This is a genomic window from Streptomyces sp. NPDC059897 (genome assembly GCF_042730865.1).
Taxonomy (GTDB): Bacteria; Actinomycetota; Actinomycetes; order Streptomycetales; family Streptomycetaceae; genus Streptomyces.
Genome location: NZ_JBHWKQ010000006.1, coordinates 160545 through 185715, shown reverse-complemented (window position 1 = coordinate 185715; position 25171 = coordinate 160545). Strand labels below are relative to the sequence as shown.

Genomic DNA, 25171 nt, shown 5'->3' with positions numbered 1-25171 from the left:
ACGCCATGGTGCAAAGCTCCGCCGCGAACGTGGACGACTACCTCGCCGAACTGCCCGACGAACGCAGGGCCGCGCTCACCGAGCTGCGGCGGCTGTGCCGCTCCGAGCTGACCGGCTTCACCGAGGTCATGGCGTACGGCATGCCCGCCTACGAGCGGGACGGTGTCGCCGAGATCGCCTTCGCGAGCCAGAAGCAGTACATCTCCTTCTATCTGATGCGCGGCGACGTGCGCGAGGCCCACGCCGAGCGGCTCGCCGGGCAGGACATGGGCAAGGGTTGCCTGCGGTTCCGGAAGGCGGCCGCCGTCGACTTCGACCTCGTACGGGAGCTGCTGCGGTCGACGGCCGCCCGGCCGGGCACGGTCTGCTGATCACGCCTGGCGCCGGCGCTCGTAGCGGGACCGTGCGGCGTCGTGCGCGGTGCGCAGCAGCCGCAGGACCGACTCGGACGTCCGCTCGCCGGGATTGACGACGCAGATCCAGCTCTGAGCGCCATACACCGGGTGCGGCAGCACGGTGTCGACGGCCGCGTAATCGGGCGCAGAGTCGGGCGCGGAGTCTCCAGTGAGTGCCGGAAACGCGGCCCGGTCCACCTGGATGTTCACGCGCAGACGGTCGGGGGCGTCCAGGTCGGACAGCTCGTCGCCGGGGTAGTTCTTGGTGACGATCGTGCCGTACGGCTGTGTGGCCTGCGGGACCTGGCCGTCCGGCGCGTAGTAGAAGAACGCGTCGCCCCACGCGATCTCGGGGAAGTCCCCACCGGGCTCCGGAGCGAGGACGAGCGCGCCGTCGAAGCCGCGCACGGTCTTGATGAGGTGTTCCATACTCGTGTCGCTGGTCATGGTTCAAGCATCTACTTGAAGTGCTTGTGTGGGGTTGAGAGGGGTTGAGAGGGGATCGATGGCCGTCGAGAGCGCGTTGAGGACCGTCGATGTCGCCAGGGAGTCGGGGTACTCCGTGCAGCAGGTGCGCGATCTGGAGCGGCTCGGGGTCGTCCCGGCGGCCGTCCGGTCGGCCAATGGTTATCGGGCGTACGCACCCGTCCATGTGCGGGCGCTGCGCGCCTATCGGGGGCTCGCCGGGGCCATGGGGCCCGTCGCCGCCAGGCAGCTGATGGCGGGACTGTGGACGCGGACGGTCGAGGAGGCGGCGGCCTCGGTCGGCGCCGTGCATGTCTCGCTGGCGCGTGAACGCGACGAGGTGCTGCGCGCGCAGCAGGCCCTGTGGGCGATCGAGTCCGAGCCGACCGACCACGGAACGGTCGAGGGCGCCGACACCATGACCATCACCGAGCTCGCCGCCGCGCTCGGCGTCCGCGCCTCGACGCTGCGGTTCTGGGAGCGGGAGGGCCTCGTCGCGCCCGAGCGAGTGACATCACAGCGGGCGCGGCGCTACGGCCCGGCCGCGATCGGCGCGGCCAGGATCGTCGCGGCGCTGCGCGGCAGCGGGTACGGCATCCCGGCGGTGCGGGACATCATCGGCTCGCTGGGCGCGATGCGGGAGCACGGCGGACCGGAGCGGGTCCGCCGCATCCTCGAAGAGCGGCTCGACCGGATCGCCGCGCGCTCCGTGGCACTCCTGCGCGCGGGCACGGACCTCGCCGCCGTCCTCGACTCCTTCAGTGCGGCGAAGGCTGGACCGCGACGAGCCGTTCGATGACGCCGAGGCTGTAGCGCTCGCGCTCGACGACGTCGAATCCCGCTTCTCGTACGAGGTGCAGCGGGCGGCGCAGTTGATGGTCGTCCGCGAGTTTCAGCGTCAACGGCTCAAGGGCCCGCTGGAGCGTGCGGACGGCGAATTTGTGGCTGATGACGTGGTCGAGCAGGAGGAGCGAGCCACCGGGCGCGAGGACGCGCCGCATCTCGGCGACGGCCCCGCGGTCGTCGGGGATGCAGCACAGGGCCAGCGCGCAGACGACCGAGTCGAAGGAGTCGTCGGGGAACGGGAGCCGGGTCGCGGACGCCTCGCTGAGCGTGGCGTCGACGCCCAGATCGGCCGCCCGCACCCGGGCGCGGGCCAGCATGTCCGGGGAGAGGTCGACCCCGGTCAGGTCGGTGCCCTTGGGATAGTGCGGCAGGTTCAGGCCGGTGCCGACCGCGACCTCCAGAACCCGGCCCTCGGCCCGCGCGCACAGCCGGGCGCGGCCGCCGCGCAGCATGTGGCGGTCGAAGCGGCGCATCCAGCCGTCGTAGTGGGGCGCGTCGCGGGCCCAGATCTTCTGGGTGCGCAGGTCCTGATCGCGATCGGTCACGGCGTCCTCCCCTTCGGCGCGGGCGTCCGGTCCCAGCATGCGGCCCGACCGCGCCGAAGGCGAGCACCCTGCGCGGGTGCCGTCACAAGCCCTCAGGCGAGCCGCTCGCCCTTGCGCTCCGGGATGACGAACATGGCGAGGATGTCGGCGACGTAGATCGCGGACAGCAGCCCGATGGCGACCGCGAAGCCCCACTGGTCCGCGCAGAGCGCCACGACGACGGGCGCGAAGCCGCCCACCGCGCGGCCGATGTTGAACAGAGTGTTCTGCGCTGTGGCCCGTACCTGCGTCGGGTACAGCTCGGCCATCAGCGCGCCGTAGCCGCCGGTCATGCCGTTGGCGAAGAGGCCCATCACGGCGCCGCCGACGAGCAGCGCCCAGGGCGAGACGAGCTGGCTGTACGCGAGGACGGAGACGGCCGCGCCGACCTGGAACAGCCAGAACGTCCTGCGGCGGCCGAGGCGGTCGGCGAGTTCACCGAAGAGCAGGATGCCGAGCGCCATCCCGACGACGGTGACGGCGGTCCAGCCGGACGACTTGGTGAGGCTGTAGCCGAACCGCTCGCTCAGGTAGGTCGGCAGCCACGTCATGATGCCGTAGTAGCCGAAGTTCTGGACCGAGGTCAGGACGAGGACGCCGAAGCTGGCACGAGCCGTGGGGCCGTCCTTCACCAGCAGCTTGAGCGAGGCGAGCGTCGACAGGCCCTTGCCCTCGTCGCGGGTGCGAGTGAACTGCTCGGGTTCGTGCAGCCGGGAGCGCAGCGCGATGGCGACGACCGCGGGCACCGCGCCGATCAGGAACAGTCCCTGCCAGCCCCATGCCGCGATCACCGGCGCGGATATCAGCGCCGCCGCGAGCACACCCGCCTGGAAGCCGAGCGCGACCAGCGAGGTGGCGCGCGCCCGCTTCTTGCTCGGCCACGCCTCCGCGGCGAGCGTCATGCCGATGCCGAACTCGCCGCCGATGCCGACGCCCGCGAGGAACCGGAACGCGGACAGCTCGCCGTAGGAGGTCGCGAGCGCCGAGAGGCCGGTGAAGACGGCGAAGAAGATCACCGAGTACGTGAGGACCTTCACCCGGCCGATCCGGTCGGCGAGCATCCCGAACACGAGTCCGCCGACGACGGCGCCGATGAGCGTGATGGTGGCGAGCGAACCGCCCTGCGCCTTGTCCAGGCCCAGGTCGGCGGAGATGGCCGAGAGCGCGAAGCTCAGGATCAGCAGGTCGAAGCCGTCCATCGCGTAGCCGAGGGAGGAGGCGAACACCGCCTTCTTCGCGTAGCGGCTGGGCTTGTCACCACCGCCCGTACCGTCCGCGCCGTCCGTGCTGTCCACCGGGCCCGGGGCGCTCGGGGGCGCGGCCGTCTCATCCAGTTGTGTCATGTGGCTTGGTTCCGTCGTTCCGTCGCGCGAGGTGGACTGGGGCAGGCGCCGGGGCGGGCGTCCTGCCCCACTCGCTCATGCCGACGTCCGGACACGGCGCGACCGGGGAGAAAGCGGCCGCGGCATCCGGAGAACGGAAGAAGAGATGGTGGCGTCGACGGTCTCCAGGGGGACCGTGCTCGCACCGGCAGGGTGGAATTCTTTCACACCGTGTCCCCTGCACGTAACGCGCCCCGGCCGCCGCGTGGGCCGGGGACTGGGGACTGGGGACTGTGACGCCTACGCACGGATATGCCGTGCTCAGCCGTCACAGTTCCGCGGCCAGCACCGCCTGTGCCGCCTTGCGTGCGTGCAGCGCGGCGTCCGCGTCGCCGGAGAACGTCGCGAGGGCCATCGCCCCGTCGAACAGCACGGCCAACTGGGCACCCACCGCCACCGGGTCGCGGATGCCCGCCTCCTCCACCAGTTCGGTCAGGAGCGCGCGCAGGGCGAGCTTGTGGGTCTGCACGGCCTTCACGACGATCGGCGCGGCGGCGCCCACCTCGCCGAAGGCGCCCGCGAACACGCAGCCGTGGAAGCCCGGTTGACGGAACCAGTCGTCCAGGAAGTCGAAGGGGCCGAGGATCTTCGCGACCGGGTCCTCGATCGACCCGACACGCTGCCCGATCGCGGAACGCGCCACCTGGTCACGCCGGTCGAGGCAGGCCGCGAGGAGGAGATCCTTGGAGGGGAACATCTGGTACAGCCGCTTCAGCGGCACCCCCGCCTCGTCGCGGATCCGGTGCATCGTCACCGTGTGGACACCGTGGGTGTAGAACAGCTCGTCCGCCACCTCGACCACGTGCACCCGCAGGTCGTCCGGTATCAACGGGACGCCTCCTCCAAACGACTCGCCGCCGAATGCCCATCGGCTGATCAACTCACTGCCCCCGCACGCCCCTTGAGCGCCCGGCGCGCCTCGCGCGCCGCCTTGAGAACCGCCGTTCTCGCCACTATGGTCCCAGCATAGGACACTTCAGGACGGCGCACGTTCCGGTTCAACAGACCACCCCGGAGCGCGCGTCCGCCCCACCCAACGCCGTGGCGGATTCGGGGGAAGCCGTGCTGCGTATTCACTTCAGTGCCGGGGATCTGGCCCGCACCAGGATCGCCGAGGAACCGGACCCGCTCTGGGAAATCGTGCTGAGTCTGCATCAGCTCCGGGAAATGCGGCGCGAGCCGGTGCTCAACTCGTGGCGGAGGCGGCAGTGCCCGCGCGACATGAGCGCGCTTGGCATGCTGTCACCGCTCATGCCGCCGCGCGGCTACTTCCCGGACTTCCTGACACCGGCGGCCGGACTCGCCGGGCTCGAGTGCGGTATCGACGCCGTCCTGTCCACTCCCCGCCGTCAACTACGCGCGGAGATGACGCTGTTGGCGGCGCAGAACGCCACCTTGCCCGCTTGGGCCCGGCCTCTGGCCGCCGGGGACCTGGGCGTGGTGCACCGGCTCGGCCGGGCCCTGCGCATCTATCACGCCTCCGTGCTCGCGCCGGCCTGGCCGGAGATCGCGGCCCGCGTCGAGGGCGACCGGCGACATCGGACAGGTGCGCAGGGCAGGCTCGGCACGGAGGCCATGCTGCGCACCTTCGCGCCCGTCCTGCGCTGGGAGGCTCCCGTGCTGGTCGCGGACTACCCCGTCCAGCGGGACATCCGCCTCCAGGGGCGCGGACTGCTCCTCGTGCCCTCGTACTTCTGTCGGCGCACGCCGGTCGCGCTGCTGGACGAGGCGCTGTGGCCGGTCCTGGTGTATCCGGCCCGGCCACTGATTCCGGAGCCGGCCGACGGGCCGGGCCCGCGGCTCGCCCCTCTGCTCGGGCACACCCGCGCGGCGGTGCTTCAGGCACTCCAAGAGCCGTGTACGACAACGGAGTTGGCGCACCTGGCCGGGGTCTCGCTGTCCTCGGCGAGCGAGCACGCGGCGGTGCTGCGACGCGCCGGGCTCATCGCGAGCACCCGGGAACGCCACCGGATGCAGCACAGCCTCACGCAGCTCGGCAGCCATCTGCTCAGCGGCGCCGCGGCGGGCTGAGCCCGCACACGTACCCCCGCGTACTCCTCAGCTGTTTCGGGCTCGCCCGAAAGACGTGGGAGCGCCTCCGCCCCGCCTCCTACCTTCAGATCGCCGCGAACTTCGCGGAAAGGCAGGGCTCCACGGGGGATTCGTACGGAGGCATCATGAGTCGCACACACGCCGCGCTGGGGGCGGCGACCCTCGCGCTCGTCGCCGTCACCGGCTGCGCGGGCGCTCAGGCCGGCACCACGGGTGACACCAAGCGGACCGCTTGGCCCACGGATGTCGAGCTCGGCACGCTGGACCGGGCCGAGCAGCTGCTCACCGGGCGCTGCATGGCTCGGCACGAGCAGCCCTACCGGCCGGGCCGGGCGCCGCGCCCGGACGAGATGCGGACGGTCGGCCTCGTTCTCGACGACGTCGGCTGGGCGCGCAGGAACGGCTACGGCGACCGGTTCGACCGGGTGGCGGAGCGGGAGCGCGGGCAGGACCGCAACACCGCGCACCTCAGGGGGCTTTCGCCCGAAGCTCGGACTCACTGGGAGCGGACACTCTTCGGTCCGGCGGACAGCCGCACCGTCAGCGTCCGGCTGCCCTCGGGCGGCCGGACCGGCACCAGCCTGGAGGGCTGCCTCGCGTCGGCCCGCGAGCAGTTGTACGGGGACCTCCGCGCATGGTTTCGGGCGAGCAAGACCGCCCAGGGGCTCACCCCGCTGTACGCCGACAAGGTCACCCGTGACCCGCGGTACACGACCGCCGTCGGGTGGTGGTCGCGGTGCATGCGCGGCAAGGGTCTCTCGTACCGCTCCCCGCAACAGATCCGCGACCACCTCCCGTCTCTGGACGCATCGTTGGGCCCTGACCGCGCACACCGCTCCCAGGTGCGGCTCGCCGTCGCCGAGGCCACGTGCGCACGCTCCACCGAACTCGCCGAACGGGTCGGGGCGTTGGAGCGCTCCTACCGCGAGGACACCATCGGCCCGGCTTACCGAAAGGAGGTCGACACCTATCTGCGCCTGACCGACGAGGCGCTCGTCCGGGCCCGCCCGATCGTCCGCGATCACGGCTGAACCCGTACCTCACCGTCGGACATCGCCGGCTCCGGCTCCGGCTCGCAGGCGGCGTCCCACAACTGCGACAAGCGGTACAACGCGGCGAAGGCCGGCTACGTGTACTCGTACGGCTCGAAGAACTGCCGCGACTACCTCGGCAAGGACAAGGACGAGGACAACGACCGCAACTGGTCGAAGAAGTCCAACGACAAGTTCAGCAACGGCAAGTCGGCCAACAACGCGATCAGCTCCCACAAGTGGATCCGCAACTCCACCGGGTGCAGCGCCTACCTGAGCTGACCCGCCTCGCACACACCGTCGAGGCACGGAGGCGGCGGACGCCCTCGGCGACGGGCCGCCGTCGCTCAGTCCACCGTCACCACCACGGAGTGCCACCCCGACGCCCCATCGGGCACGGTCGGTGTGCGCTTCGCCGTCTGGGTGGTGCCCGTGCGGTCTGTGGCCCGGACCGTGAGGGTGTGGCTGCCCTTGGTGGCCTGCCATGCGTAGGACCACTGTCGCCAGGTGTCGCGGGTGTCCTCGGCGGCGAGGCGGGCCTCCTGCCAGGGGCCGTCGTCGACGCGGACCTCGACCTTGTCGATGCCGCGGTGCTGCGCCCAGGCGACTCCGGCGACCATGACGGTGCCCGCCTCGGGGCGGGCGAAGGGTTTCGGTGTGTCGATGCGGGACTGGGTCTTGATGGGGGCGCGCCGGGCCCAGTCCCGCTTGACCCAGTACGGGTCGTAGGCGTCGAACGTGGTCAGCTCGATGTCCTGGATCCATTTGCAGGCGGACACATAGCCGTACAGGCCGGGGACGAGCATGCGGACGGGGAAGCCGTGCACGAAGGGCAGCGGTTGGCCGTTCATGCCGACGGCGAGCATCGCGTCCCGTCCGTCCATCACGTCCTCGACCGGGCTGCCGATGGTCATGCCGTCCACGGAGCGTGCCACCAACTGGTCGGCGGGGCCGCCCTTCGACGGAGGTTCGACACCGCACCGCTTCAGGAGGTCGGCGAGACGGACTCCGATCCAGCGGGCGTTACCGGCGTAGGGGCCGCCGACCTCGTTGGACACGCAGGTCAGGGTGATGGTGCGTTCGATGAGCGGCAGCTTCAGCAAGTCCGCGAAGGTCAGTGTCAGTTCGCGGGACACCCCCTTGCCGTGGATGCGGAGCTTCCAGGTGGTGGCGTCGACCTTGGGGACGATCAGGGCCGTGTCGACGCGGTAGAAGTCCGCGTCGGGTGTCACGTACGGGCTGATGCCGTTGATGCGCAGGGCGGCGCCGCGCGGTGTGGGAGCGGCCTTCGACGAGGGCGCGGGCAGCACCACGTCCTTGCGTGAGGCGACGGCGTTCTGCACCTGGGAGCCGTTCAGCGACCGGCCGAGCACTCCGGCTCCGGTCGAGGCGGCCGCCGCGGCGGTGGCCGCGATGATGAATCCGCGCCGGTCCCATCCAGATCCAGATTCACCGAAGTCGCGCGCCGCCGCGGGCCCAATGGAGGCCTCGAGACGTCCGGTGAGCCAGTACAGCAGGGCCGTGCCCACGACCCCGCCCGCCAAGGAGGGCAGGGCGTCGATCGCGCCCGTCGAGTCGGGCCTGCCGGTGGCGGCCAGCGCGCCGATGCCGCCGAAAGCCAGCACCCCGAACGAGCCGACGAGTCGCCATCGGTTGGCCACCATGCCCAGGATCAGGGCCAGGAGCGAGAGCACGACGAGGATGCCCAGTTGCAGCACCAGCTTGTCGTCCGTGCCGAACTGCCGGATCGCCCAGTCCTTCACGGCGGGCGGGGTGCGGTCGATGGCCGCCCCGCCGACCGCGACGACCGGTCCCGACTCGGGCCGTACGGCCGCGGAGGCAAGCTCCGCGACGGTGAGGGCCGTGTATCCGGCGAGCAGCCCGCTCAGGGCGCCGAGGGCCGGGCGCGTGGCCCCGCGGGGCCGGTGGTGTGTCACGTTGCCGTCCATGCCCCGGAATACGTTCTCGCGCGGGGTGCGGATTGGTGGGTGCCGCCATCGGACCGCCAGTCTTCACCCGTTCGGGGAATCGACCAATCCGCATCCCCGTCCACCCCGGATTACGTGTGCCGGGAGCGAAGAAGCTCCCACTGATTCGATCGTGGAGTGATTGCCATGCGCACTCGTACCCGCCGTGCCGCCGTCGCCGTCGCCGCCGCAGCCATGCTGCCGCTCGCGCTGACCGCCTGCTCCGACAGTGGTTCCAAGGACAGCGGCTCCGACAGCGCCTCCTCTTCCGCGTCGGAGGAGAGCGACAAGACCAGCCCCTCGGACGACACCTCGACCATGAGCAAGCCGTTCGGCGCGGCCTGTTCGTCCGTGCCGAAGGACGGTGCGGGTTCGTTCGACGGCATGGCGAAGGACCCGGTCGCCACCGCCGCGTCGAACAACCCGGACCTGTCCACCCTGGTGACCGCGGTGAAGAAGGCCGGCCTGGTCGACACCCTCAACAACGCCGAGAACGTGACCGTCTTCGCGCCCACCAACGACGCCTTCGCCAAGATCCCGAAGGCGGACCTGGACAAGGTCCTCAACGACAAGGCGCAGCTCACCAAGATCCTCACATACCACGTGGTCGGCAAGAAGCTCACGCCGAAGGACCTGGAGAAGGGCTCGTTCGAGACGCTGGAGAAGTCGAAGCTGACCACCGCGGGCTCCGGGGAGTCCTACAAGGTCAACGGCTCGGCGAACGTGGTCTGCGGCAACGTAAAGACCGCCAATGCCACCGTCTACATCATCGACAGCGTGCTGATGCCCAAGAGCTGAGCCGGGGGCCGGTGCCCGCACTCCGCCTCTCCGCCAATCCACCGCGTGATCGGCTCCGGATTACCCGTGAGACAGCATGCGCGGGCGGGTGAGAGGAGAGGCGATGTCGACGGTCCCAGGAGGCGGCTCGGGGGATGCCACCCCAAGGACGGTGGGGCGGCGGCGCACCGCCGTGATCGGCAGCGGCGTCGCCGGGCTCACCGCGGCGCACGTACTCGCCCGGAGACACCACGTCACCCTGTACGAGGCCGACGACCGTCTCGGCGGGCACGCGCACAGCCACGACCTGACCTCGCCGGACGGGGCGAGCCATCGGGTCGACTCCGGGTTCATCGTGCACAACGGCGCCACCTATCCGAACCTGCTGCGCCTGTTCGCCGAGCTCGGCGTCGCCACGCAGGAGTCGGAGATGAGCATGTCGGTGCGGTGCGAGGGCTGCGGACTGGAGTACGCCGGTGCGCGGGGTATCGCGGGGCTGTTCGCGCAGCCCGGCAACGCGCTGCGCCCCGGCTATCTGCGGCTGCTCGCACAGGTGCCCGCCTTCCACCGGGCGGCGCGACGGCTGCTCGAACGCGACGCGGAGTCGCAGCTCACGCTGGGTGGGTTCCTCGATCGCGAGGGCTTCTCGCCGTACTTCCGTACGCATTTCATGACGCCTCTCGTGTCGGCGGTGTGGTCGTGCGACGCCACCACGGCGATGCGCTATCCGGCCGCGTATCTGTTCCGGTTCCTGAAGCACCACGGGATGCTCTCGGTGGGCGGGTCACCGACCTGGCGCACCGTGACCGGAGGCTCGCGCAGCTATGTGGAGCGGGTGGCGCGGAACCTCGACGAGGTGCGCCTCGGGTCGCCGGTACGGCTCGTGCGGCGCCATCCCGACGGGGCCGACCTCACCGCCGCCGACGGCTTCACGCACACGTACGACTCAGTGGTCGTCGCCACCCACCCGGACCAGGCGCTGCGGCTGGTTGCGGATGCCACGCCCCGGGAGAAGGAGGTGCTCGGCGCGTTCCGGTACTCCCGGAACGCCACGCTCCTGCACACCGACACCGCGCTGCTGCCGCGCGCCCGGGGTGCCAGGGCCTCTTGGAACTATCTGATGCCGTCCTGCGGGTCGGGCGCCGACCGGGTGCGGGTCAGCTACGACATGAACCGGCTCCAGCGCCTGGACGCACCCGAGACCTACATCGTCACGCTCGGCGGCGAGGACCGTGTCGATCCGGACCTGGTCCGTGCCCGCATGGTCTACGAACACCCGGTGTACACACCGGAGTCGGTGGCCGCCCAGCGGCTGCTTCCCGGACTGAGCACCTCCACGACCGCGTTCGCCGGCGCCTACCACGGCTGGGGCTTCCACGAGGACGGCTGTGCCTCTGGCGTCGCGGCCGCCGCGGCCCTGGGGGTGTCATGGTGAGCGCGGCCCCGGCTCTGTACAGCGTCACGATCGCCCACGTGCGCACCGCGCCGCGCCGTTACGCGCTGCGCCACCGCACGTACATGTGGCTGATCGACCCGGATCATCCGCCCGAACTACCCTTTCCGCTCCGGGCGTTGGCGGGCTTTGACGCCCGCGACCACTTCGGCGGCGACCGGCAGTCGTCCCTCCGCTCCGGGCTCGACGCCTTCCTCGCCGAGCAGGGAGTGGATCTGGACGGCGGCCCGGTCGTCATGCTGACCCACGCGCGCGTCTTCGGCTACGTGTTCAACCCGCTCACCCTGTACTGGTGCCACACCCCCGGCGGTGCCCTGCGCTGCGTCGTCGCCGAGGTCCACAACACGTACGGCGGACGCCACGGCTATCTGCTGTGGCCCGACGCCGCGGGCCGGGCGTCGACGGACAAGGAGTTCTACGTCTCGCCGTTCTTCCCCGTCGACGGGCGTTACCGCATGCGTCTGCCCGCGCCCGGGGGCCGGGTGGACCTCACCGTGCACCTGGAGCGCGACGGCTGCAGGCCGTTCACCGCAACCGTTCGCGGCACCAGGAAGGAAGTACGTGCACGAACCCTGCTGGGGCTCGCGGCGCGCAGCCCGTGGTCCACGCTCGCGGTGTCGGCGGCCATTCGCCTGCACGGCATCCGGCTGTATCTGCGGGGTCTGCCCGTCCAGCCGCGTCCCGACCAGCACGAACACAGCACTTCGGAGAACACCTCATGAGAACCGGCGACACCCGCCCCGCCACGGCTCCCCCGGCCGGGCCCACTCACCTCCCCGTGGACCCGGCCAGGTGGCCCGACGTGGCCGCGCCACCGGCTGCCTCGCCGCCCCGGACCGCCGTCGCCGCGGCCGTCGTCCGCCGTGCCCTGCGTGAACTGCCGCTGCGTGTGCGGTTCGCCGACGGCACCGAGCTCGGCAGGGGCGGCCCTGTCCTGCACATCCACCGGCCGGACGCGTTCCACCGCCGCATCGGCAAGCAGGGGCTGATCGGGTTCGGTGAGTCGTACATGGCCGGTGAGTGGGACGCGCCCGATCTGGTGGCGGCCCTCACCGTCCTCGCCGCGCACACGCCCGAGCTGGTGCCCACACCCCTCCAGCGGCTGCGCGGGCTGTGGGCCCCGCGTCAGCCCTCGGCGCGGCGCAACACCCCGGCCGGATCGCGGAGCAACATCAGCCACCACTACGACCTGTCCAACGACCTGTTCGCGCTCTTCCTCGACGAGACGCTCAGCTACTCCTCGGCCGTGTTCCGCGGCCTGCCCGCCGACCGGAGCCTGCTCGCCGACGCCCAGCGCCGCAAGATCGACCGGCTCCTCGACCTCGCCGAAGTGCGGGAGGGCAGCCGGGTCCTGGAGATCGGCACCGGCTGGGGCGAGCTCGCGATCCGCGCCGCCGCACGCGGGGCCCGGGTCACCTCGCTCACCCTCTCCGGCGAACAGCGCGAACTCGCCCTGGAACGCGTCGCTGCGGCCGGGCTCGCCGACCGTGTCACCGTCGAGCTGTGCGACTACCGCGAGGCGCGCGGCAGTTACGACGCCGTCGTCAGCGTCGAGATGGTCGAGGCGGTCGGCGCCGAGTTCTGGCCCACCTACTTCCGTACCCTCGACGCACGCCTGGCGCCGGGTGGCCGGGTCGCGCTGCAGGCCATCACGATGCCGCACGACCGGATGCTGGCGAGCCGGTCCACGTACACCTGGATCCAGAAGTACATCTTCCCCGGCGGGCTGCTGCCGTCCGTCGACGCCATCGCCGAGACCGTACGCGACCACACCGGCCTCACGATCGCCCGCCGCGACAGCTACGGCGCGCACTACGCGGAGACACTGCGGCTGTGGCGGGAACGGTTCGCCGAGCGGGCCGACGCGGTCGCCGCGCTCGCATTCGACGAGACGTTCCAGCGCATGTGGACGTTCTATCTCGCCTACTCCGAGGCCGGGTTCCGCTCCGGGTACCTCGACGTACAGCAGTACCTGCTCACCAAGGAGGAGATCAGCCGATGACCGGCGCCGCCCACCGCCTCGCCGCCCTCGCCGAGACCGCGCTCGGCGGGCCGCTCCCGGTCCGCCTGCGCACCTGGGACGGCACCGAGGCGGGCCCGGCCGACAGCCCCGTGGTCGTCGTGCGCTCCCGCCGCGCGCTGCGCCGACTGCTGTGGAATCCCGGCGAGTTGGGGCTGGCACAGGCGTATGTGACCGGCGAGATCGACGTGGAAGGGGACCTGGCGGCCGGGCTGCGCGCCATGTGGTCCGCGGCCCGCGAACGGAAGCTGCACGTACCCCGCCTCTCCTTGACCGGTCGCGCCCGTGCGGCGGGCGCCGCGGCCCGCCTCGGCGCGGTGGGCCCTCCCCCGGCCCCGCCGGCGTCGCAGGCACGGCTGCGCGGAGCCCTGCACAGCAGGTCCCGTGACCGGGAGGCCATCAGCCACCACTACGACCTGTCCAACGCCTTCTACCGGCTGCTCCTGGACGAGACGATGGCGTACTCGTGCGGGTACTGGGCGGGAGAAGGACCGGAGTTCACCGCGGCCGACGCGCAGCGCGCCAAGCTGGAGCTGATCTGCCACAAGCTCGGCCTGCTGCCCGGGGCCCGGCTGCTCGACATCGGCTGCGGCTGGGGCTCCCTGACGCTGTACGCGGCCGAACGGCTCGAGGTACAGGTCACGGCGGTGACCCTGGCCCGCGAGCAGGCGGCGTACGTGGACGAGCAGGTGCGCGCGCGGGGCCTCACGGACCGGGTGCACGTGGTGTGCCAGGACTACCGGGACATCACCGGCGGCGACTACGACGCGGTCGCCACGGTCGAGATGGGCGAACACGTCGGGGACGCCGAGTACCCGGCGTTCGCCGCCGCGCTGCACCGTCTGGTGCGGCCCGCGGGACGCGTCCTGGTCCAGCAGATGTCGCGTGGGTCGACGGCTCCGGGCGGCGGCGCGTTCATCGAGGCGTACATCGCGCCCGACATGCACATGCGGCCGCTGGGCGAGACCGTGGGCCTGCTGGAGACGGCCGGTCTGGAGGTGCGGTCGGTGGAGTCGCTCCGCGAGAACTATGTGCGCACCGTCAGCGCGTGGCATCGCACGCTGGAGGAACGCTGGTCCGAGTTCGTGACGCTCGTCGGTGAGGAGACGGCCCGCGTGTGGCGTCTGTACTTGGTGGGCGGCGCCCTCGCCTTCGAGGAGCGGCGCATGGGCGTCGACCAGATCCTCTCGGTCCGCCCGACGGCCGCCGGGCGCAGTGGTGTCCCGGCGACGCCGCGGGACTGGTACCCCGGTCTGGACGCGTCATGAGCGGCTTCGCCTGGGCCGACTTCGCGACCGGTCTCGGGTGGGCGGCCGCCGCCGCGTTCGCCGTCATGCTCGTCACGTTCGCCGTGGCCGTGCGCAAGGGTGTGCACCGGATCGTCGACGTGGCGTGGGGTCTTGGGTTCGCCGCGGTCGCCGTGGTGGGTTTCCTGGTGTCGGCGGGCACCGGCGATCCGGGGCGGCGGGTTCTGGTGACCGTACTGACGGTGATGTGGGGTCTGCGCCTTGCCGTGCACATCGCGCGGCGCGGGCGCGGTCACGGCGAGGACCCGCGCTACGAGCGGATGCTGTCCCAGGCCCCCGGAAACCGGAATCTGTACGCCCTGCGCATGGTGTATCTCCTCCAGGGCGCGCTGGTCTGGCTCGTGTCCTTGCCCGTGCAGGCCGCGCAGTACGTGACGGGGCCCACGACCGGCTTCGCGTGGGCCGGGACGCTGCTGTGGGCGGTGGGCATGTTCTTCGAGGCGGTGGGGGACGCGCAGCTGGCCCGGTTCAAGGCGGATCCCGCGGCCAAGGGCCGGATCATGGACCGGGGGCTGTGGCGGTACACCCGTCACCCGAACTACTTCGGGGACTTCTGCGTCTGGTGGGGCCTGTTCCTGATCGTGTGCGACTCGCTCGGCGCGGCGGCCGTCTGTGTCGTGTCTCCGCTGGTGATGAGCCTGTTGCTGACCAAGGGCAGCGGAAAACGGCTGCTGGAACGGCACATGGCCGAGCGTCCCGGCTATGCCGGGTACGCGGCCCGCACCAGCGGCTTCTTTCCGCTGCCGCCCCGCCGCTGACTCGGGCGGGGACCCCGCCGCCGGGCGGGGTCCCAGCGGCCGACGGCTCAGGCGGGCAGCGGCATCAGCGCCACCGGGTCGGTCGTCGGCTGCTCCGAGCCACCGGCCGGCTCCACGGTGATACCCATGCCCGATGCCCCGTCCACGGCACCGCTCAGCAGCACGGCCTGGTCGCTGCGGTCGGTGTTCATGAGCCCTGCCGAACGCATGGTTCCGTCGTCGTCGTACCAGAGTTGGTAGACCTTGCCCCGCGGCGGGTGCGCCATCCCCGAGGCGATGAACACGGCGCGGTCCTGGCTCTTGGAGACGACGACGGTGCCGCTCGCGCCGTCGCCCAGTTCCGCCGAGCCGGTCCTGGCGTCCGGCGCCGCGAGCACGGCGGCGATCCGGTCGTTGGCCTGGTCCGCCTGCCGGGCCTGTTCCTGGGCGTCCTCGGCGCGCTGGTGCTGCCACACGGCGGTGCCGCCGAGCGCGGCGGCGGCCGCGAAGCAGGCGGCGAGCGCCCACCGCGACAGCAGCCGCGGCCTGGTGCCCGCCGTGCGTCCGGCCCGGGACAGGGCCGGCTCACGGGGCGAGTCCTGGCGGACCGTGGTGATCCGGCGCAGTACCTGACCGCGCAGATCGGGGCGGGGCGCGACGGTGGCGGCCAGGCCGAGACGGGCCGCGGTCGCGGTGAGTTCGGCACACTCCTGGGCGCATGCCTCGCAGTGCGCGAGGTGCCGCTCGAAGTCGGCACGCTCCTCGTCGGACAGCGCGTGCAGCGCGTAGGCGCCGGTCAGCGTGTGCAGGTCGGCTGTGGTCACGCGGTCACCCCCAGGCAGTCGCGGAGCCGGATGAGACCGTCGCGCAGCCGGGTCTTGACCGTGCCCAGAGGCAGTGTCAGGGACTCGGCGACCTGCCGGTAGGTCAGCCCGCGGTAGTAGGCGAGGGTGACGGCCTGGCGCTGGATCTCGGTCAGGGTGCGCAGGCAGCGGCGTACCTGCTCGCGCTCGAGGCGTGCCTCGACCTGCTCGGTGACCTGGTCGAAATCAGGCATGTGGTCGAGGAGTGCGGCCTTCTGGTCCCGCGCCGCGGCGGCCTCGACGGAGCGGACCCGGTCGATGGCGCGCCGGTGGGCCAGGGTGAGGATCCAGTTGATCGCCGTGCCACGGTCGGCGCGGTAGCGGGGAGCGGTGCGCCAGACCTCCACCATGATCTCCTGCGCGACCTCCTCCGACTGGGCCAGGTCGCGCAGCACGGCGCGTACGGTGCCGAGGACAGGTCCCATCACCATGTCGTACACCGTGGCGAACGCGTTCTCGTCGCCGAGGGCCACACGTCCCACCAACTCCTGGAGATCCGGTTCGGTGGACGGGTTTCTGCCGATGTGTACGGCTTCCTTCACGGGGCCCTCCGGGCTCGGGAACTGTCCGGATGTAATCCGGACCCGGCGCGGCCGCGGATTGGTCCCGCCGAGACCGCCGCCTCCTGTTCCCCGTCTGCCGATGCGATGGATGCACATCGGCGAGGGAATCGGCGGCGGCCCCACGACGGCCACGCCCGTGTCACCCCGTGTCACCGCCGGATACGTGTCATCTCCGGGTCGAACAACGGCTCCGCGGCCGTCGTCGCGGGCACTCGGTCGCCGAAGTAGCCGATCTCGACCTGTGTGCCGGGTTCCGCGTGTTCGGCGGGGAGCCAGGCGTAGGCGATGGGGCGGCCGAGGGTGTAGCCGTAGGCGGCGCTGGTGATGTAGCCGCTGGGGCGGCCGTTCACGAAGACCGGTTCGTGGCCCATCACCACCGAGTGGTCGTCGTCGATGAGGAGGGCCGTGAGGCGGCGGTCCACGGTGTCCTTGGTGAGGTCGCGGATCGCGTCGAGGCCCAGGTAGTCGCCCTTCTTCTTACGGACGGCGAAGCCGACTCCCGCCTCGTACGGGTTGTGCTCGCTGGTCATGTCGTGGCCCCACGCGCGGTAACCCTTCTCCAGGCGCAGGGAGTTGAAGGCGCTGCGGCCCGCGGCGATGACGCCGTGGTCCTGTCCGGCGGCCCAGAGTGTGTCCCACAGGCGCTGGCCGAGGTCGGCGGTGGTGTAGATCTCCCAGCCCAGTTCGCCGACGTAGGACAGGCGCATCGCGGTGACCGGGACGTCGCCGATGAAGGCCTGCTTGGCCTTGAAGTAGCCGAAGTTCTCGTGCGAGAAGTCGGCGTCGGTGAGCGGTTGCACGAGGTCGCGGGCGCGCGGGCCCCACACGCCGATGCAGCAGGTGCCTGCGGTGATGTCACGGACCTGCACGGTGCCGTCTGCGGGCAGGTGGCGGCGGAGCCAGGCGAGGTCGAGGTTGCTGTTGGCGCCGACCTGGAAGCGGTCCTCGGCGAGGCGGGCGACGGTGAGGTCGCTCAGGACACCGCCTGCCTCGTCGAGCATGAGTGTGTAGGTGACCGCGCCCACTGCCTTGTCCAGTTGGTTTGTTGACAGCCCTTGGAGGAACGCCAGGGCGCCGGGGCCCGTGACCTCCAGGCGCTTGAGCGGGGTCATGTCGTACATCGCCACACGCTCGCGGGTGACCAGGGCCTCGGCGCCCGCGATGGGTGACCAGAAGCGGGAGGCCCACTCGTTGCGGTCGCTGATGCGGGACACCTCGGGCAGCTCGGCGTTGGCCTCGTACCAGTGCGGGCGCTCCCAGCCGCCGCCCTCCAGGAACACGGCGCCGAGTTCCTGCTGGCGGGTGTGGAAGGGGCTCACGCGCAGCGGCCGGGGCCGGTTCGGCGGCTGGAGCGGGTGGATGATGTCGTAGACCTCGGCGAAGCTCTGGCAGCTGCGCTCGTGCACGTAGTCGGGGGCGAGCTGCACGTCCTCGAAGCGGTTGATGTCGCACCCGTGGAGGTCGATGCCGGGCCTGCCCTCGACCATCCACTTCGCGACGGCCCGTGCGACGCCCGCCGAGTGGGTCACCCACACCGCTTCGGCCAGCCAGAACCCGGACACCTCCGGGGACTCGCCGATCAGGGGCATGCCGTCGATCGTGAAGGAGAACAGGCCGTTGAATCCGTCGGCGATCTCCGCGTCGTTCAGGGCGGGCAGCAGCCTGCGGGTGTCGGCCCAGGCGCCTTCGAAGTCGGCCTTCGTGAAGTCGAGCTTCGAGGGCTGGTCCGGGCTGTCGGAGGGGTGGGCGACGTCGTCGGCGGACATCGGCATGGGGCGGTGGGCGTACGAGCCGATGCCGATCCGGTCGACGAGCTCGCGGCAGTACAGGCCCGCGTCCTGGTGGCGCAGGATCGGCAGGTTCGCCTCGTCCAACTGGCTGTTGCGGCCTTTTAGTTCGGTGAGCGGAGTGGTGGTGGCGTACTGGTGGCCCATCGGGACGAGCGGCACGTGCTGGCCGACCATGCGGCCTATGCGCGGGCCCCAGAATCCGGCGCAGGACACCACGATGTCCGCGGGGAAGGTGCCGCGGTCGGTGACGACGGCGCTGACGGCTCCGCCCGATGTCTCGATGTCGGTGACGGTGTGGTGGCCGAGGAAGGTGGCACCGCGGGCGATGGCGCGGCGTGCCTGTGCCTCGCCGATGCGCAGCGCCTTGGCGAGGCCGTCGCTGGGGATGTGGTAGCCGCCGAGGATGGCGTCGGGGTCGATCAGCGGGTGCAGCTTGGCGGATTCCGCGGGGTCGAGGAGGTGGCTCTCGACGCCCCAGGAGGTGAGCCAGCCGTGCCTGCGTTCGAGTTCCGCGAGGCGTTCGGGGGTGGTGGCTATCTCCAGGCCGCCGACCTGCCGGTAGCACCAGTCGCCGTCGAGGTCGAGGGCGCTGGTCTTCTCGACGGTGTAGCGGGCGAACTCGGTCATGGTCTTGGAGGGGCTGGTCTGGAAGACCAGGCCGGGGGCGTGCGAGCTGGATCCGCCGGTCGCGAAGAGGGGTCCCTGTTCGACGACGGTGACGTCCGTCCAGCCGAGGGCGGTGAGTTCGTCGCTGAGGGAGCAGCCGACGATGCCGGCTCCGATGATGACCACCTTGGGCTGCGAGGACTGCGAGGTCATGTGGGGCCTCCGGGAGTTCATGGGTGCACGAGGGTGGCGTGACGTGGGAGGGGTTCGGGTGGTGTCGTCAGAGACGGACGACCGAGCGCAGCACCTCGCCGCGGCTCATCCGGTCGAAGGCGCCCTGTACATCGGTGAGGTCGATCGTCTCGCTCACGAACCGGTCCAGGTCGAACCGGCCCTGCAGATGGAGGTCGACGAGCTGCGGGAAGTCCCGGGAGGGCAGGCAGTCGCCGTACCAGGAGGACTTGAGGGCTCCGCCGCGTCCGAAGACGTCGAGGAGGGGCAGTTGCACGGTGCGTTCGGCGCTCGGCACACCGACGAGCACGACGGTTCCGGCGAGATCGCGGGCGTAGAAGGCCTGCCGGTAGGTCTCCGGGCGGCCGACCGCGTCGATGACGACGTCGGCGCCGTGGCCGCCGGTGAGTTCGCGGACGGCCTGTACGGGGTCGGTCGCGGTGGAGTCGACGGTGTGGGTCGCGCCGAATCTTCCGGCGAGGTCGAGCTTGCGTGCGTCGACGTCGACGGCGATCACCCGGGTGGCTCCGGCCAGTTCGGCGCCGGCGAGGGCCGCCATACCGACTCCCCCGCAGCCGATGACCGCGACGGAGTCGCCGCGCGAGACGCCGCCGGTGTGCACGGCGGCGCCGAAACCTGCCATGACGCCGCAGCCGAGCAGTCCGGCGGCCGCGGCCGGCGCCGCGGCGTTGACCTTGGTGCACTGTCCGGCGGCGACCAGTGCCTTCTCGGCGAAGGCGCCGATGCCGAGGGCGGCGACCAGGGGTGTGCCGTCGTCCAGGGTGGTGGGCTGCGTGGCGCCCAGGCTGTCGAAGCAGTACCAGGGTCGTCCGCGTCGGCAGGCCCGGCAACTTCCGCACACCGCTCGCCAGTTGAGGATGACGAAGTCACCCTCGGCGATGTCGGTCACATCGGGGCCGACGGCCGAGACCACGCCAGCCGCCTCGTGTCCGAGCAGGAAGGGGAATTCCGTGCCGATGCCGCCTTGGAGGTAGTGCAGGTCCGTGTGGCACACGCCGCAGGCCTGGATGTCGACGAGGGCCTCACCGGGGCCCGGATCGGGCACGGTCACGGTCTCCAGGGTCGCCGGTGCGCCTGCCGCGCGGGCGACGACGGCCTTGACCTGATGGGGCATGGGGATCCTCCGAGCAGCGGCCCGCCGTTGGGGCTTGTGGCGTTCGGGAGAAGTGCGGACCGCCCGCCTCGAAGCGGCGGCCGCGTGTTCACGTGTAATTGACACGACAGTTGAACGTGATTGATATACCAGCGATCGGCACACTAGAACCGCGGCGTGGCGGGCGTCAATGGGCCCCGCTTTCCCCATGGTTGAGGGGCGGTGGGCGACCTCAGATGATCGAGCGGATGGCGCGCTCGAAGTTCTCCACGTGCTCCGCGGACACGGCCGACGCCTTGGCCGCATCGCCCTCGATGACGGCCCGCAGCAACTGCCCGTGCTCGTGGACGTGTTGCTCGAGTCCTGCAAGGCGGTCGATGAACAGGCACCAGATGCGGGTCGCGAGGTTGTCGTAGTTGACCAGTGTGGCTTCGAGGTACGGGTTGTACGTGAGCGCGTAGACGGCGCGGTGCACCGCCATGTCGAGGCGGAGCAGGGCGACGTCGCCGGGTTCCGGCGCGGTCTGCGACTCCTCCTCGACGCGGGTGAGCAGGGCGCGCAGCCGCTCCCGGTCCGCCGCGGTGGCCCGCTTGCTGGCGCGCGCGGCGGCGAGGGGTTCGAGCTCCTGACGCACCTCGGAGATGTGGCCGAGGTCGGCGATCTGTACTTCGGTGGCGAAGGTGCCGCGCCGGGGGAAGGCGACGACGAGCCGCTCGGTCTCGAGGCGCTTGAGGGCCTCGCGGACCGGGGTGCGGCCGAGGCCGAGGTCGGCGGCGAGCCGTCCGTCGTGCACGGGTTCGCCGGGGCGGATCTGCAGGGTGACGAGCCGGTCCGTGATCTCCTGGTACGCCTGGTCGGCCAGTGTCGCGCCGTGCGACTGGCCCCCGGCGGCAGGCACAGATGCCATCTCGCCCCTCCCTTGACGTGTCCCCGATGGGACCTCACCGTACCGCATCCATGCATTGATATATCAGGGGTGCGGCACGGCGGGAGAGGCGAAGACATGGTGGCTGGCCCGTCAGACGGCGGCGGGCTCGATCCTTTCGGTGGCGGGGACCAGGGTGCGGCGCAGCCGGTTGAAGATCTTGGCGCGGTTCATGGCGAGGACCGCGGTGGGTACCCCGTCCTCCTTGTAGAGGGCCGCGAAGGACCGGTCCTCGTAGCTGCCCTCGACGAGTTCGAGCTCGGCTCCGGGGTTCACGACACCGGCGAGCTGGATCCGGACGTCGTACTGGTCGGACCAGAAGGAGGGCGGGGTGGCCCGGGGCACGGCGGTCTCGCCGGTGAGCAGGGTGCGGGCCGCGGTGGCGGCCGACTCCGCGGCGTTCGACCAGTGCTCGATGCGGGCGTGCCGGCCGGTGAAGGGGTGCGGGCGGCGGGCCACGTCGCCGACCGCGACGACGTTGGGAACGCTGGAGGCGCCGCCCGCGTCGCAGACCACGCCGTTGTCCACCCACACACCGGAGTCGGCGAGCCAGTCGTCGACCGGCCTGGCCCCCACTCCGACGAGCACGATGTCCGCGGGCAGCAGCCGCCCGTCCGTGAGCCGCACGGCGGTGACCCGGCCGCCGCCGCTCTCCAGTTCCGCGACCCCGGTCCCGCAGAGCAGGCGGACGCCGTGGTCGGTGTGCAGGGAGGCGCAGAGGCGGCCCATCTCGGCGCCCAGCTGGCGTTCCAGCGGGGTGTCGAGCGCCTCGACCACGGTGACGTCGAGGCCCAGGTGGTGTGCGGTGGCGGCGACCTCGGCGCCGATGAATCCGGCGCCGATGACGACCATCCGGGGCACTCCGCTGACCAGTTCGGTGCGCAGGCTCCGGGCGTCGTCGAGGGTGCGCAGGGTGTGCACGCCCGCGAGGCCGTCCGTGCCGGGCAGCCGGCGGGCGGTCGAGCCGGTGGCGACGACGACGCCGTCCGTCTCGATCCGGCGCCCGTTGCCGAGGATGACCGAGGTGTTGAAGCAGTCCAGGTGCACGGCCCGGTCGCCCAACTCCCAGTGGATGTCGAGCGCTTCGTACTCCTCGGCGTCCCCGAGTTCGAGGGCGTCGGCCGTGATGTCGCCCTTGAGGTAGGCCTTGGACAGGGGCGGACGGTCGTAGGGCCGGTGCAGCTCCTCCCCCACGACGGTGATCTCTCCCTCGTAGCCCTCGGCGCGCAGCGACCGGACGGCGCTGAGGCCGGCGAGCGAGGCTCCGACGACGGTGATGTGCTTCATGCGGGCTCCCCAACGGTGACGTGAAGCAGGACCTGGCCGTCCTTGACGGTGACGTGATGGGTGCGGACGGGCGTCTTGGCGGGCGGGCAGGTCGGGCGGCCGTTGCGCAGGTCGAACGACGCCTCGTGCAGCGGGCATTCGACGAAGCAGCCCTCGAGAAAGCCGTCGGCCAGCGAGGCGTCCTGGTGGGTGCAGGTGTCGTCGATGGCGTACACCGTGCCGTCCGCGTTGAAGACGGCGACCGGGGCCGGCACGCCCTCGGTCACGCGGATGGACTCACCAGGGGGCAGATCTTCGATGCGGCACACCGGGATCATGGGGAACCTCCAGGAAACAAATGGACGGTCAATTGGCGTGCTGTGTGCCGAGCCTGGCCTGGAGCCAGGTGTGGAACTCTCCGATGTGGTGCTCGCTCGGGACGAGGACGCCGCCCTTGGCGTAGGCGCGCGAGCTCATCGTGGGCTGGGTCCGCTCGCAGGCGTCAAAGTCCTGCTGGTTGACCCGGTGGAACAGTTCGACGGAACGCTCCATGTCCTTGCCGTCCCTGCCGCTCTCGACGACGTGCGGCAGGTACAGCCAGTCGCACTCGACGATCGTGCGGTCGTGGGAGATCGGGTACATCCGGTGGAGGATCACGTGGTCCGGGACCAGGTTGATGAACACCTGGGGCCGCACGGTGATCGCGTAGTAGCGACGGTCCTGGTCCTCGGCGACCGAGGGGATGCGGTCGAGTCCTTCGGAGCCGTCGACGGTGAAGCCCTGTGCCTCCTCGGCGAACTCGGCGCCGTGTCCGACGAAGTACTGGGCGGCGAGGCCGTCCTTGAACTCCGGGAGAACCTCGGTGAGTTCGGGGTGAATGGTGGCGCAGTGGTAGCACTCCATGAAGTTCTCGATGATGAGCTTCCAGTTGGCCTGAACGTCGTACGTGATGCGCCGGCCGAGGTCGAGGTCCTCGATCGCGTAGTTCTCGATGGCGTCGGCGCCGCCGAGGCGCTCGCTGACCGCGCCGATCACCTCGTCCTCGAAGGAGGGCGGCTGCTCGGCCAGGCACACCCACACGTAGCCGAGCCATTCCCGGACGTGCACGTTGACCAGGCCGTATTCGGTGCGGTCGATGTCCGGCATGGACGTGAGGTTGGGTGCGGCGACCAGCTTGCCGTCGAGTCCGTACGTCCAGGCATGGTAGGGGCACTGGAAGTTCCGCTTGACCTCGCCGGACTCCTCGGTGCACAGCTTGGCGCCGCGGTGCCGGCAGATGTTGAGGAAGGCGCGGACCGAGCCGTCGCGGGAGCGCGAGACGAGGACGCTCTCCCGGCCCACCTGGTAGGTGCGGAAGCTGCCGGGTTTGGTGAGGTCGGCCGCGCGGCTCACGCAGAACCACATGGACTCGAAGATGTGCTCCTGCTCCCGCGTGAAGATCTGCGGGTCGGTGTAGTAGTCGCCGGGCAGCGTGGAGATCAGGCTCGGGGGCAGGCTGGTGGTGCTCATCAGATGTCACCTCGGTAGATGTCGTGCGGACATGCGGCAGGTGCCGAAGCGATGCGAGTCGTGTGTGGTGTGGGGGCTCAGACCGCCCCCGCGCTCACAGCGTCACCACTGAGCGCAGGACGTCTCCGCGGCGCATGGCGTCGAAGGCGGACTCCACCTCGTCCAGGCCGATCTCCTCGCTGACGAACGCGCCGAGGTCGAAGCGGCCCTGGAGGTAGAGGTCGATGAGGGCGGGGAAGTCGCGGGAGGGCAGGCAGTCCCCGTACCAGGAGGACTTGAGGGCGCCGCCGCGGCCGAAGACGTCGGCGAGCGGCAGTTCCAGCTTCATCTCGGGGGTGGGCACCCCGACGAGGACGACGGTGCCCGCCAGGTCGCGGGCGTAGAAGGCCTGCTGGTAGGTCTCGGGGCGGCCGACCGCCTCGACCACAACATCGGCGCCGAAGCCGCCGGTGAGGGAGCGCACGGCCTCGACGGGGTCGGTCCTGGAGGAGTCGACGGTGTCCGTGGCGCCGAACCGCTCGGCCTTCGCCAGCTTCCGCTCGTCGATGTCCACGGCGATGATGCGGGCCGCGCCCGCCACCTTCGCCCCGGCGATCGCCGCGATGCCGACGCCGCCGCAGCCGATGACGGCCACCGAGTCGCCGCGGCCGACGCCGCCGGTGTTGACCGCCGCGCCGAAGCCCGCCATGACGCCGCAGCCGAGCAGACCCGCGGCGGCGGCCGGGGCGGCCCGGTCGACCTTGGTGCACTGACCTGCGGCGACGAGGGTCTTCTCGGCGAACGCGCCGATGCCGAGGGCCGGCGAGAGCGGCGTGCCGTCGAGGAGGGTCATCGGCTGCGTGGCGTTGAGCGTCGCGAAGCAGTACCAGGGCCTGCCGCGCCGACAGGCCCGGCAACTGCCGCACACCGCACGCCAGTTGAGGATGACGAAGTCGCCGGGCGCCACATCGGTGACCCCGTCACCGACGGACTCGACGACGCCGGCGGCCTCGTGACCGAGCAGGAACGGGAACTCGTCGCCGATCCCGCCCTCCCGGTAGTGCAGATCGGTGTGGCAGACGCCGCAGGCCCGCACCTGCACCAGCGCCTCCCCCGGTCCGGGCTCCGGGACCAGGATCGTCTCCACGGAGACGGGGGCGCCCTGCTTGCGGGCGACCACTGCGCGAACCTCGTGAGTCACGGTTGAGCTCCTTGCTGCGGGGACGGCCGGGCAACGGGGACCCGGCGGAGTCTGTTGAGGGAGGCAGAAGAGCCGAAGGGGAGCTTTTGAAGATGAGTTGAAGCACCG

The 25171-nt window shown here is 71.2% G+C and carries 25 protein-coding genes; 11 read left to right on the top strand and 14 right to left on the bottom strand.

The genetic code is table 11. The features are described 5' to 3' along the window. The first annotated feature begins 5 nt into the window (after nucleotides 1–5). Nucleotides 6–371 (top strand): iron chaperone, encoded by a 366-nt coding sequence (locus ACFV9W_RS09785; protein ID WP_385757340.1) that lies wholly within the window; start codon nucleotides 6–8, stop codon nucleotides 369–371. On the opposite strand, the gene ACFV9W_RS09780 is transcribed toward ACFV9W_RS09785, so the two are convergent. Then, a complete protein-coding gene (locus tag ACFV9W_RS09780; protein ID WP_385757535.1) occupies nucleotides 372–824 on the bottom strand; it encodes a DUF6194 family protein in 453 nt (150 codons plus the stop codon). A gap of 76 nt (nucleotides 825–900) precedes the next feature. Between ACFV9W_RS09780 and ACFV9W_RS09775 the strand changes: the two genes are divergently transcribed. Next, a complete protein-coding gene (locus ACFV9W_RS09775; RefSeq protein WP_385757339.1) occupies nucleotides 901–1659 on the top strand; it encodes a MerR family transcriptional regulator in 759 nt (252 codons plus the stop codon). Here ACFV9W_RS09775 and ACFV9W_RS09770 read toward each other — a convergent pair. The 3 genes from ACFV9W_RS09770 to ACFV9W_RS09760 all read right to left on the bottom strand — a co-directional run bounded on the left by ACFV9W_RS09770 (nucleotide 1619) and on the right by ACFV9W_RS09760 (nucleotide 4501). Next, nucleotides 1619–2251: a class I SAM-dependent methyltransferase gene (locus ACFV9W_RS09770; RefSeq protein ID WP_385757338.1), complete on the bottom strand. Its 633-nt coding sequence runs from the start codon at nucleotides 2249–2251 to the stop codon at nucleotides 1619–1621. The genes ACFV9W_RS09775 and ACFV9W_RS09770 overlap by 41 nt on opposite strands. Nucleotides 2252–2343: 92 nt before the next feature. Next, complete coding sequence (locus ACFV9W_RS09765; protein WP_385757336.1) at nucleotides 2344–3633, bottom strand: MFS transporter; 1290 nt, start codon at nucleotides 3631–3633, stop codon at nucleotides 2344–2346. A gap of 307 nt (nucleotides 3634–3940) precedes the next feature. Further along, nucleotides 3941–4501, bottom strand: a complete 561-nt coding sequence (locus tag ACFV9W_RS09760; RefSeq protein WP_385757334.1) for a TetR/AcrR family transcriptional regulator — start codon at nucleotides 4499–4501, stop codon at nucleotides 3941–3943. Nucleotides 4502–4734: 233 nt separating this feature from the next. Here ACFV9W_RS09760 and ACFV9W_RS09755 point away from each other — a divergent pair, with 233 nt between their 5' ends. The 3 genes from ACFV9W_RS09755 to ACFV9W_RS09745 all read left to right on the top strand — a co-directional run bounded on the left by ACFV9W_RS09755 (nucleotide 4735) and on the right by ACFV9W_RS09745 (nucleotide 7037). Then, nucleotides 4735–5703 (top strand): helix-turn-helix domain-containing protein, encoded by a 969-nt coding sequence (locus ACFV9W_RS09755; protein WP_385757332.1) that lies wholly within the window; start codon nucleotides 4735–4737, stop codon nucleotides 5701–5703. A gap of 146 nt (nucleotides 5704–5849) precedes the next feature. Then, nucleotides 5850–6755, top strand: coding sequence for a hypothetical protein (locus tag ACFV9W_RS09750; protein WP_385757330.1), 906 nt, complete (start codon nucleotides 5850–5852; stop codon nucleotides 6753–6755). Between the two features lie 99 nt (nucleotides 6756–6854). Next, nucleotides 6855–7037: a hypothetical protein gene (locus tag ACFV9W_RS09745; RefSeq protein WP_385757328.1), complete on the top strand. Its 183-nt coding sequence runs from the start codon at nucleotides 6855–6857 to the stop codon at nucleotides 7035–7037. A gap of 65 nt (nucleotides 7038–7102) precedes the next feature. On the opposite strand, the gene ACFV9W_RS09740 is transcribed toward ACFV9W_RS09745, so the two are convergent. Next, nucleotides 7103–8704: a sulfite oxidase gene (locus ACFV9W_RS09740; protein ID WP_385757327.1), complete on the bottom strand. Its 1602-nt coding sequence runs from the start codon at nucleotides 8702–8704 to the stop codon at nucleotides 7103–7105. A gap of 165 nt (nucleotides 8705–8869) precedes the next feature. Between ACFV9W_RS09740 and ACFV9W_RS09735 the strand changes: the two genes are divergently transcribed. The 6 genes from ACFV9W_RS09735 to ACFV9W_RS09710 all read left to right on the top strand — a co-directional run bounded on the left by ACFV9W_RS09735 (nucleotide 8870) and on the right by ACFV9W_RS09710 (nucleotide 15037). Beyond that, nucleotides 8870–9520 (top strand): fasciclin domain-containing protein, encoded by a 651-nt coding sequence (locus ACFV9W_RS09735; RefSeq protein ID WP_385757326.1) that lies wholly within the window; start codon nucleotides 8870–8872, stop codon nucleotides 9518–9520. Between the two features lie 103 nt (nucleotides 9521–9623). Further along, the gene (locus tag ACFV9W_RS09730) at nucleotides 9624–10934 is read left to right on the top strand and encodes an NAD(P)/FAD-dependent oxidoreductase (RefSeq protein ID WP_385757324.1); all 1311 of its coding nucleotides are present in this window, start codon (nucleotides 9624–9626) and stop codon (nucleotides 10932–10934) included. Beyond that, on the top strand, nucleotides 10928–11674 hold the full coding sequence (locus tag ACFV9W_RS09725) for a DUF1365 domain-containing protein (RefSeq protein WP_385757323.1): 747 nt from the start codon (nucleotides 10928–10930) through the stop codon (nucleotides 11672–11674). The genes ACFV9W_RS09730 and ACFV9W_RS09725 overlap by 7 nt, the downstream gene beginning before the upstream one ends. Continuing rightward, nucleotides 11671–12954 carry a class I SAM-dependent methyltransferase gene (locus tag ACFV9W_RS09720; RefSeq protein WP_385757321.1) on the top strand — a complete coding sequence of 428 codons (1284 nt, stop codon included), beginning with the start codon at nucleotides 11671–11673 and terminating at the stop codon, nucleotides 12952–12954. Before ACFV9W_RS09725 ends, ACFV9W_RS09720 begins: the two co-directional genes overlap by 4 nt. Next, nucleotides 12951–14240, top strand: coding sequence for a class I SAM-dependent methyltransferase (locus tag ACFV9W_RS09715; RefSeq protein ID WP_385757320.1), 1290 nt, complete (start codon nucleotides 12951–12953; stop codon nucleotides 14238–14240). The genes ACFV9W_RS09720 and ACFV9W_RS09715 overlap by 4 nt, the downstream gene beginning before the upstream one ends. Further along, nucleotides 14237–15037, top strand: a complete 801-nt coding sequence (locus tag ACFV9W_RS09710) for a DUF1295 domain-containing protein (RefSeq protein WP_385757318.1) — start codon at nucleotides 14237–14239, stop codon at nucleotides 15035–15037. Before ACFV9W_RS09715 ends, ACFV9W_RS09710 begins: the two co-directional genes overlap by 4 nt. Before the next feature lie 47 nt (nucleotides 15038–15084). On the opposite strand, the gene ACFV9W_RS09705 is transcribed toward ACFV9W_RS09710, so the two are convergent. The 9 genes from ACFV9W_RS09705 to ACFV9W_RS09665 form a co-directional block, all read right to left on the bottom strand. After that, nucleotides 15085–15840 (bottom strand): anti-sigma factor domain-containing protein, encoded by a 756-nt coding sequence (locus ACFV9W_RS09705; RefSeq protein ID WP_385757316.1) that lies wholly within the window; start codon nucleotides 15838–15840, stop codon nucleotides 15085–15087. After that, on the bottom strand, nucleotides 15837–16421 hold the full coding sequence (locus tag ACFV9W_RS09700) for a sigma-70 family RNA polymerase sigma factor (RefSeq protein WP_385757314.1): 585 nt from the start codon (nucleotides 16419–16421) through the stop codon (nucleotides 15837–15839). The genes ACFV9W_RS09705 and ACFV9W_RS09700 overlap by 4 nt, the downstream gene beginning before the upstream one ends. A gap of 170 nt (nucleotides 16422–16591) precedes the next feature. After that, a complete protein-coding gene (locus ACFV9W_RS09695; RefSeq protein WP_385757313.1) occupies nucleotides 16592–19051 on the bottom strand; it encodes an FAD-dependent oxidoreductase in 2460 nt (819 codons plus the stop codon). 67 nt (nucleotides 19052–19118) lie between these two features. Next, complete coding sequence (locus tag ACFV9W_RS09690) at nucleotides 19119–20204, bottom strand: S-(hydroxymethyl)mycothiol dehydrogenase (RefSeq protein WP_385757311.1); 1086 nt, start codon at nucleotides 20202–20204, stop codon at nucleotides 19119–19121. 211 nt (nucleotides 20205–20415) lie between these two features. Continuing rightward, nucleotides 20416–21090, bottom strand: a complete 675-nt coding sequence (locus ACFV9W_RS09685) for a GntR family transcriptional regulator (protein WP_385757310.1) — start codon at nucleotides 21088–21090, stop codon at nucleotides 20416–20418. A gap of 111 nt (nucleotides 21091–21201) precedes the next feature. Beyond that, nucleotides 21202–22395 (bottom strand): NAD(P)/FAD-dependent oxidoreductase, encoded by a 1194-nt coding sequence (locus ACFV9W_RS09680; RefSeq protein WP_385757309.1) that lies wholly within the window; start codon nucleotides 22393–22395, stop codon nucleotides 21202–21204. Further along, nucleotides 22392–22712, bottom strand: coding sequence for a bifunctional 3-phenylpropionate/cinnamic acid dioxygenase ferredoxin subunit (locus ACFV9W_RS09675; protein WP_385757308.1), 321 nt, complete (start codon nucleotides 22710–22712; stop codon nucleotides 22392–22394). Before ACFV9W_RS09675 ends, ACFV9W_RS09680 begins: the two co-directional genes overlap by 4 nt. A gap of 28 nt (nucleotides 22713–22740) precedes the next feature. Next, nucleotides 22741–23883 (bottom strand): aromatic ring-hydroxylating dioxygenase subunit alpha, encoded by a 1143-nt coding sequence (locus ACFV9W_RS09670; protein ID WP_385757306.1) that lies wholly within the window; start codon nucleotides 23881–23883, stop codon nucleotides 22741–22743. Between the two features lie 94 nt (nucleotides 23884–23977). Beyond that, nucleotides 23978–25063, bottom strand: coding sequence for an S-(hydroxymethyl)mycothiol dehydrogenase (locus tag ACFV9W_RS09665; protein ID WP_385757304.1), 1086 nt, complete (start codon nucleotides 25061–25063; stop codon nucleotides 23978–23980). Between the last annotated feature and the right edge of the window lie 108 nt (nucleotides 25064–25171).

Coding starts and splice junctions, on each gene's coding strand:
- ACFV9W_RS09730 (WP_385757324.1), top strand. CDS start 9,624: ATGTCGACGGTCCCAGGAGGCGGCTCGGGGGATGCCACCCCAAGGACG.
- ACFV9W_RS09695 (WP_385757313.1), bottom strand. CDS start 19,051: ATGACCTCGCAGTCCTCGCAGCCCAAGGTGGTCATCATCGGAGCCGGC.
- ACFV9W_RS09690 (WP_385757311.1), bottom strand. CDS start 20,204: ATGCCCCATCAGGTCAAGGCCGTCGTCGCCCGCGCGGCAGGCGCACCG.
- ACFV9W_RS09780 (WP_385757535.1), bottom strand. CDS start 824: ATGGAACACCTCATCAAGACCGTGCGCGGCTTCGACGGCGCGCTCGTC.
- ACFV9W_RS09740 (WP_385757327.1), bottom strand. CDS start 8,704: ATGGACGGCAACGTGACACACCACCGGCCCCGCGGGGCCACGCGCCCG.
- ACFV9W_RS09685 (WP_385757310.1), bottom strand. CDS start 21,090: ATGGCATCTGTGCCTGCCGCCGGGGGCCAGTCGCACGGCGCGACACTG.
- ACFV9W_RS09680 (WP_385757309.1), bottom strand. CDS start 22,395: ATGAAGCACATCACCGTCGTCGGAGCCTCGCTCGCCGGCCTCAGCGCC.
- ACFV9W_RS09710 (WP_385757318.1), top strand. CDS start 14,237: ATGAGCGGCTTCGCCTGGGCCGACTTCGCGACCGGTCTCGGGTGGGCG.
- ACFV9W_RS09775 (WP_385757339.1), top strand. CDS start 901: ATGGCCGTCGAGAGCGCGTTGAGGACCGTCGATGTCGCCAGGGAGTCG.
- ACFV9W_RS09750 (WP_385757330.1), top strand. CDS start 5,850: ATGAGTCGCACACACGCCGCGCTGGGGGCGGCGACCCTCGCGCTCGTC.
- ACFV9W_RS09715 (WP_385757320.1), top strand. CDS start 12,951: ATGACCGGCGCCGCCCACCGCCTCGCCGCCCTCGCCGAGACCGCGCTC.
- ACFV9W_RS09785 (WP_385757340.1), top strand. CDS start 6: ATGGTGCAAAGCTCCGCCGCGAACGTGGACGACTACCTCGCCGAACTG.
- ACFV9W_RS09675 (WP_385757308.1), bottom strand. CDS start 22,712: ATGATCCCGGTGTGCCGCATCGAAGATCTGCCCCCTGGTGAGTCCATC.
- ACFV9W_RS09765 (WP_385757336.1), bottom strand. CDS start 3,633: ATGACACAACTGGATGAGACGGCCGCGCCCCCGAGCGCCCCGGGCCCG.
- ACFV9W_RS09735 (WP_385757326.1), top strand. CDS start 8,870: ATGCGCACTCGTACCCGCCGTGCCGCCGTCGCCGTCGCCGCCGCAGCC.
- ACFV9W_RS09670 (WP_385757306.1), bottom strand. CDS start 23,883: ATGAGCACCACCAGCCTGCCCCCGAGCCTGATCTCCACGCTGCCCGGC.
- ACFV9W_RS09720 (WP_385757321.1), top strand. CDS start 11,671: ATGAGAACCGGCGACACCCGCCCCGCCACGGCTCCCCCGGCCGGGCCC.
- ACFV9W_RS09725 (WP_385757323.1), top strand. CDS start 10,928: ATGGTGAGCGCGGCCCCGGCTCTGTACAGCGTCACGATCGCCCACGTG.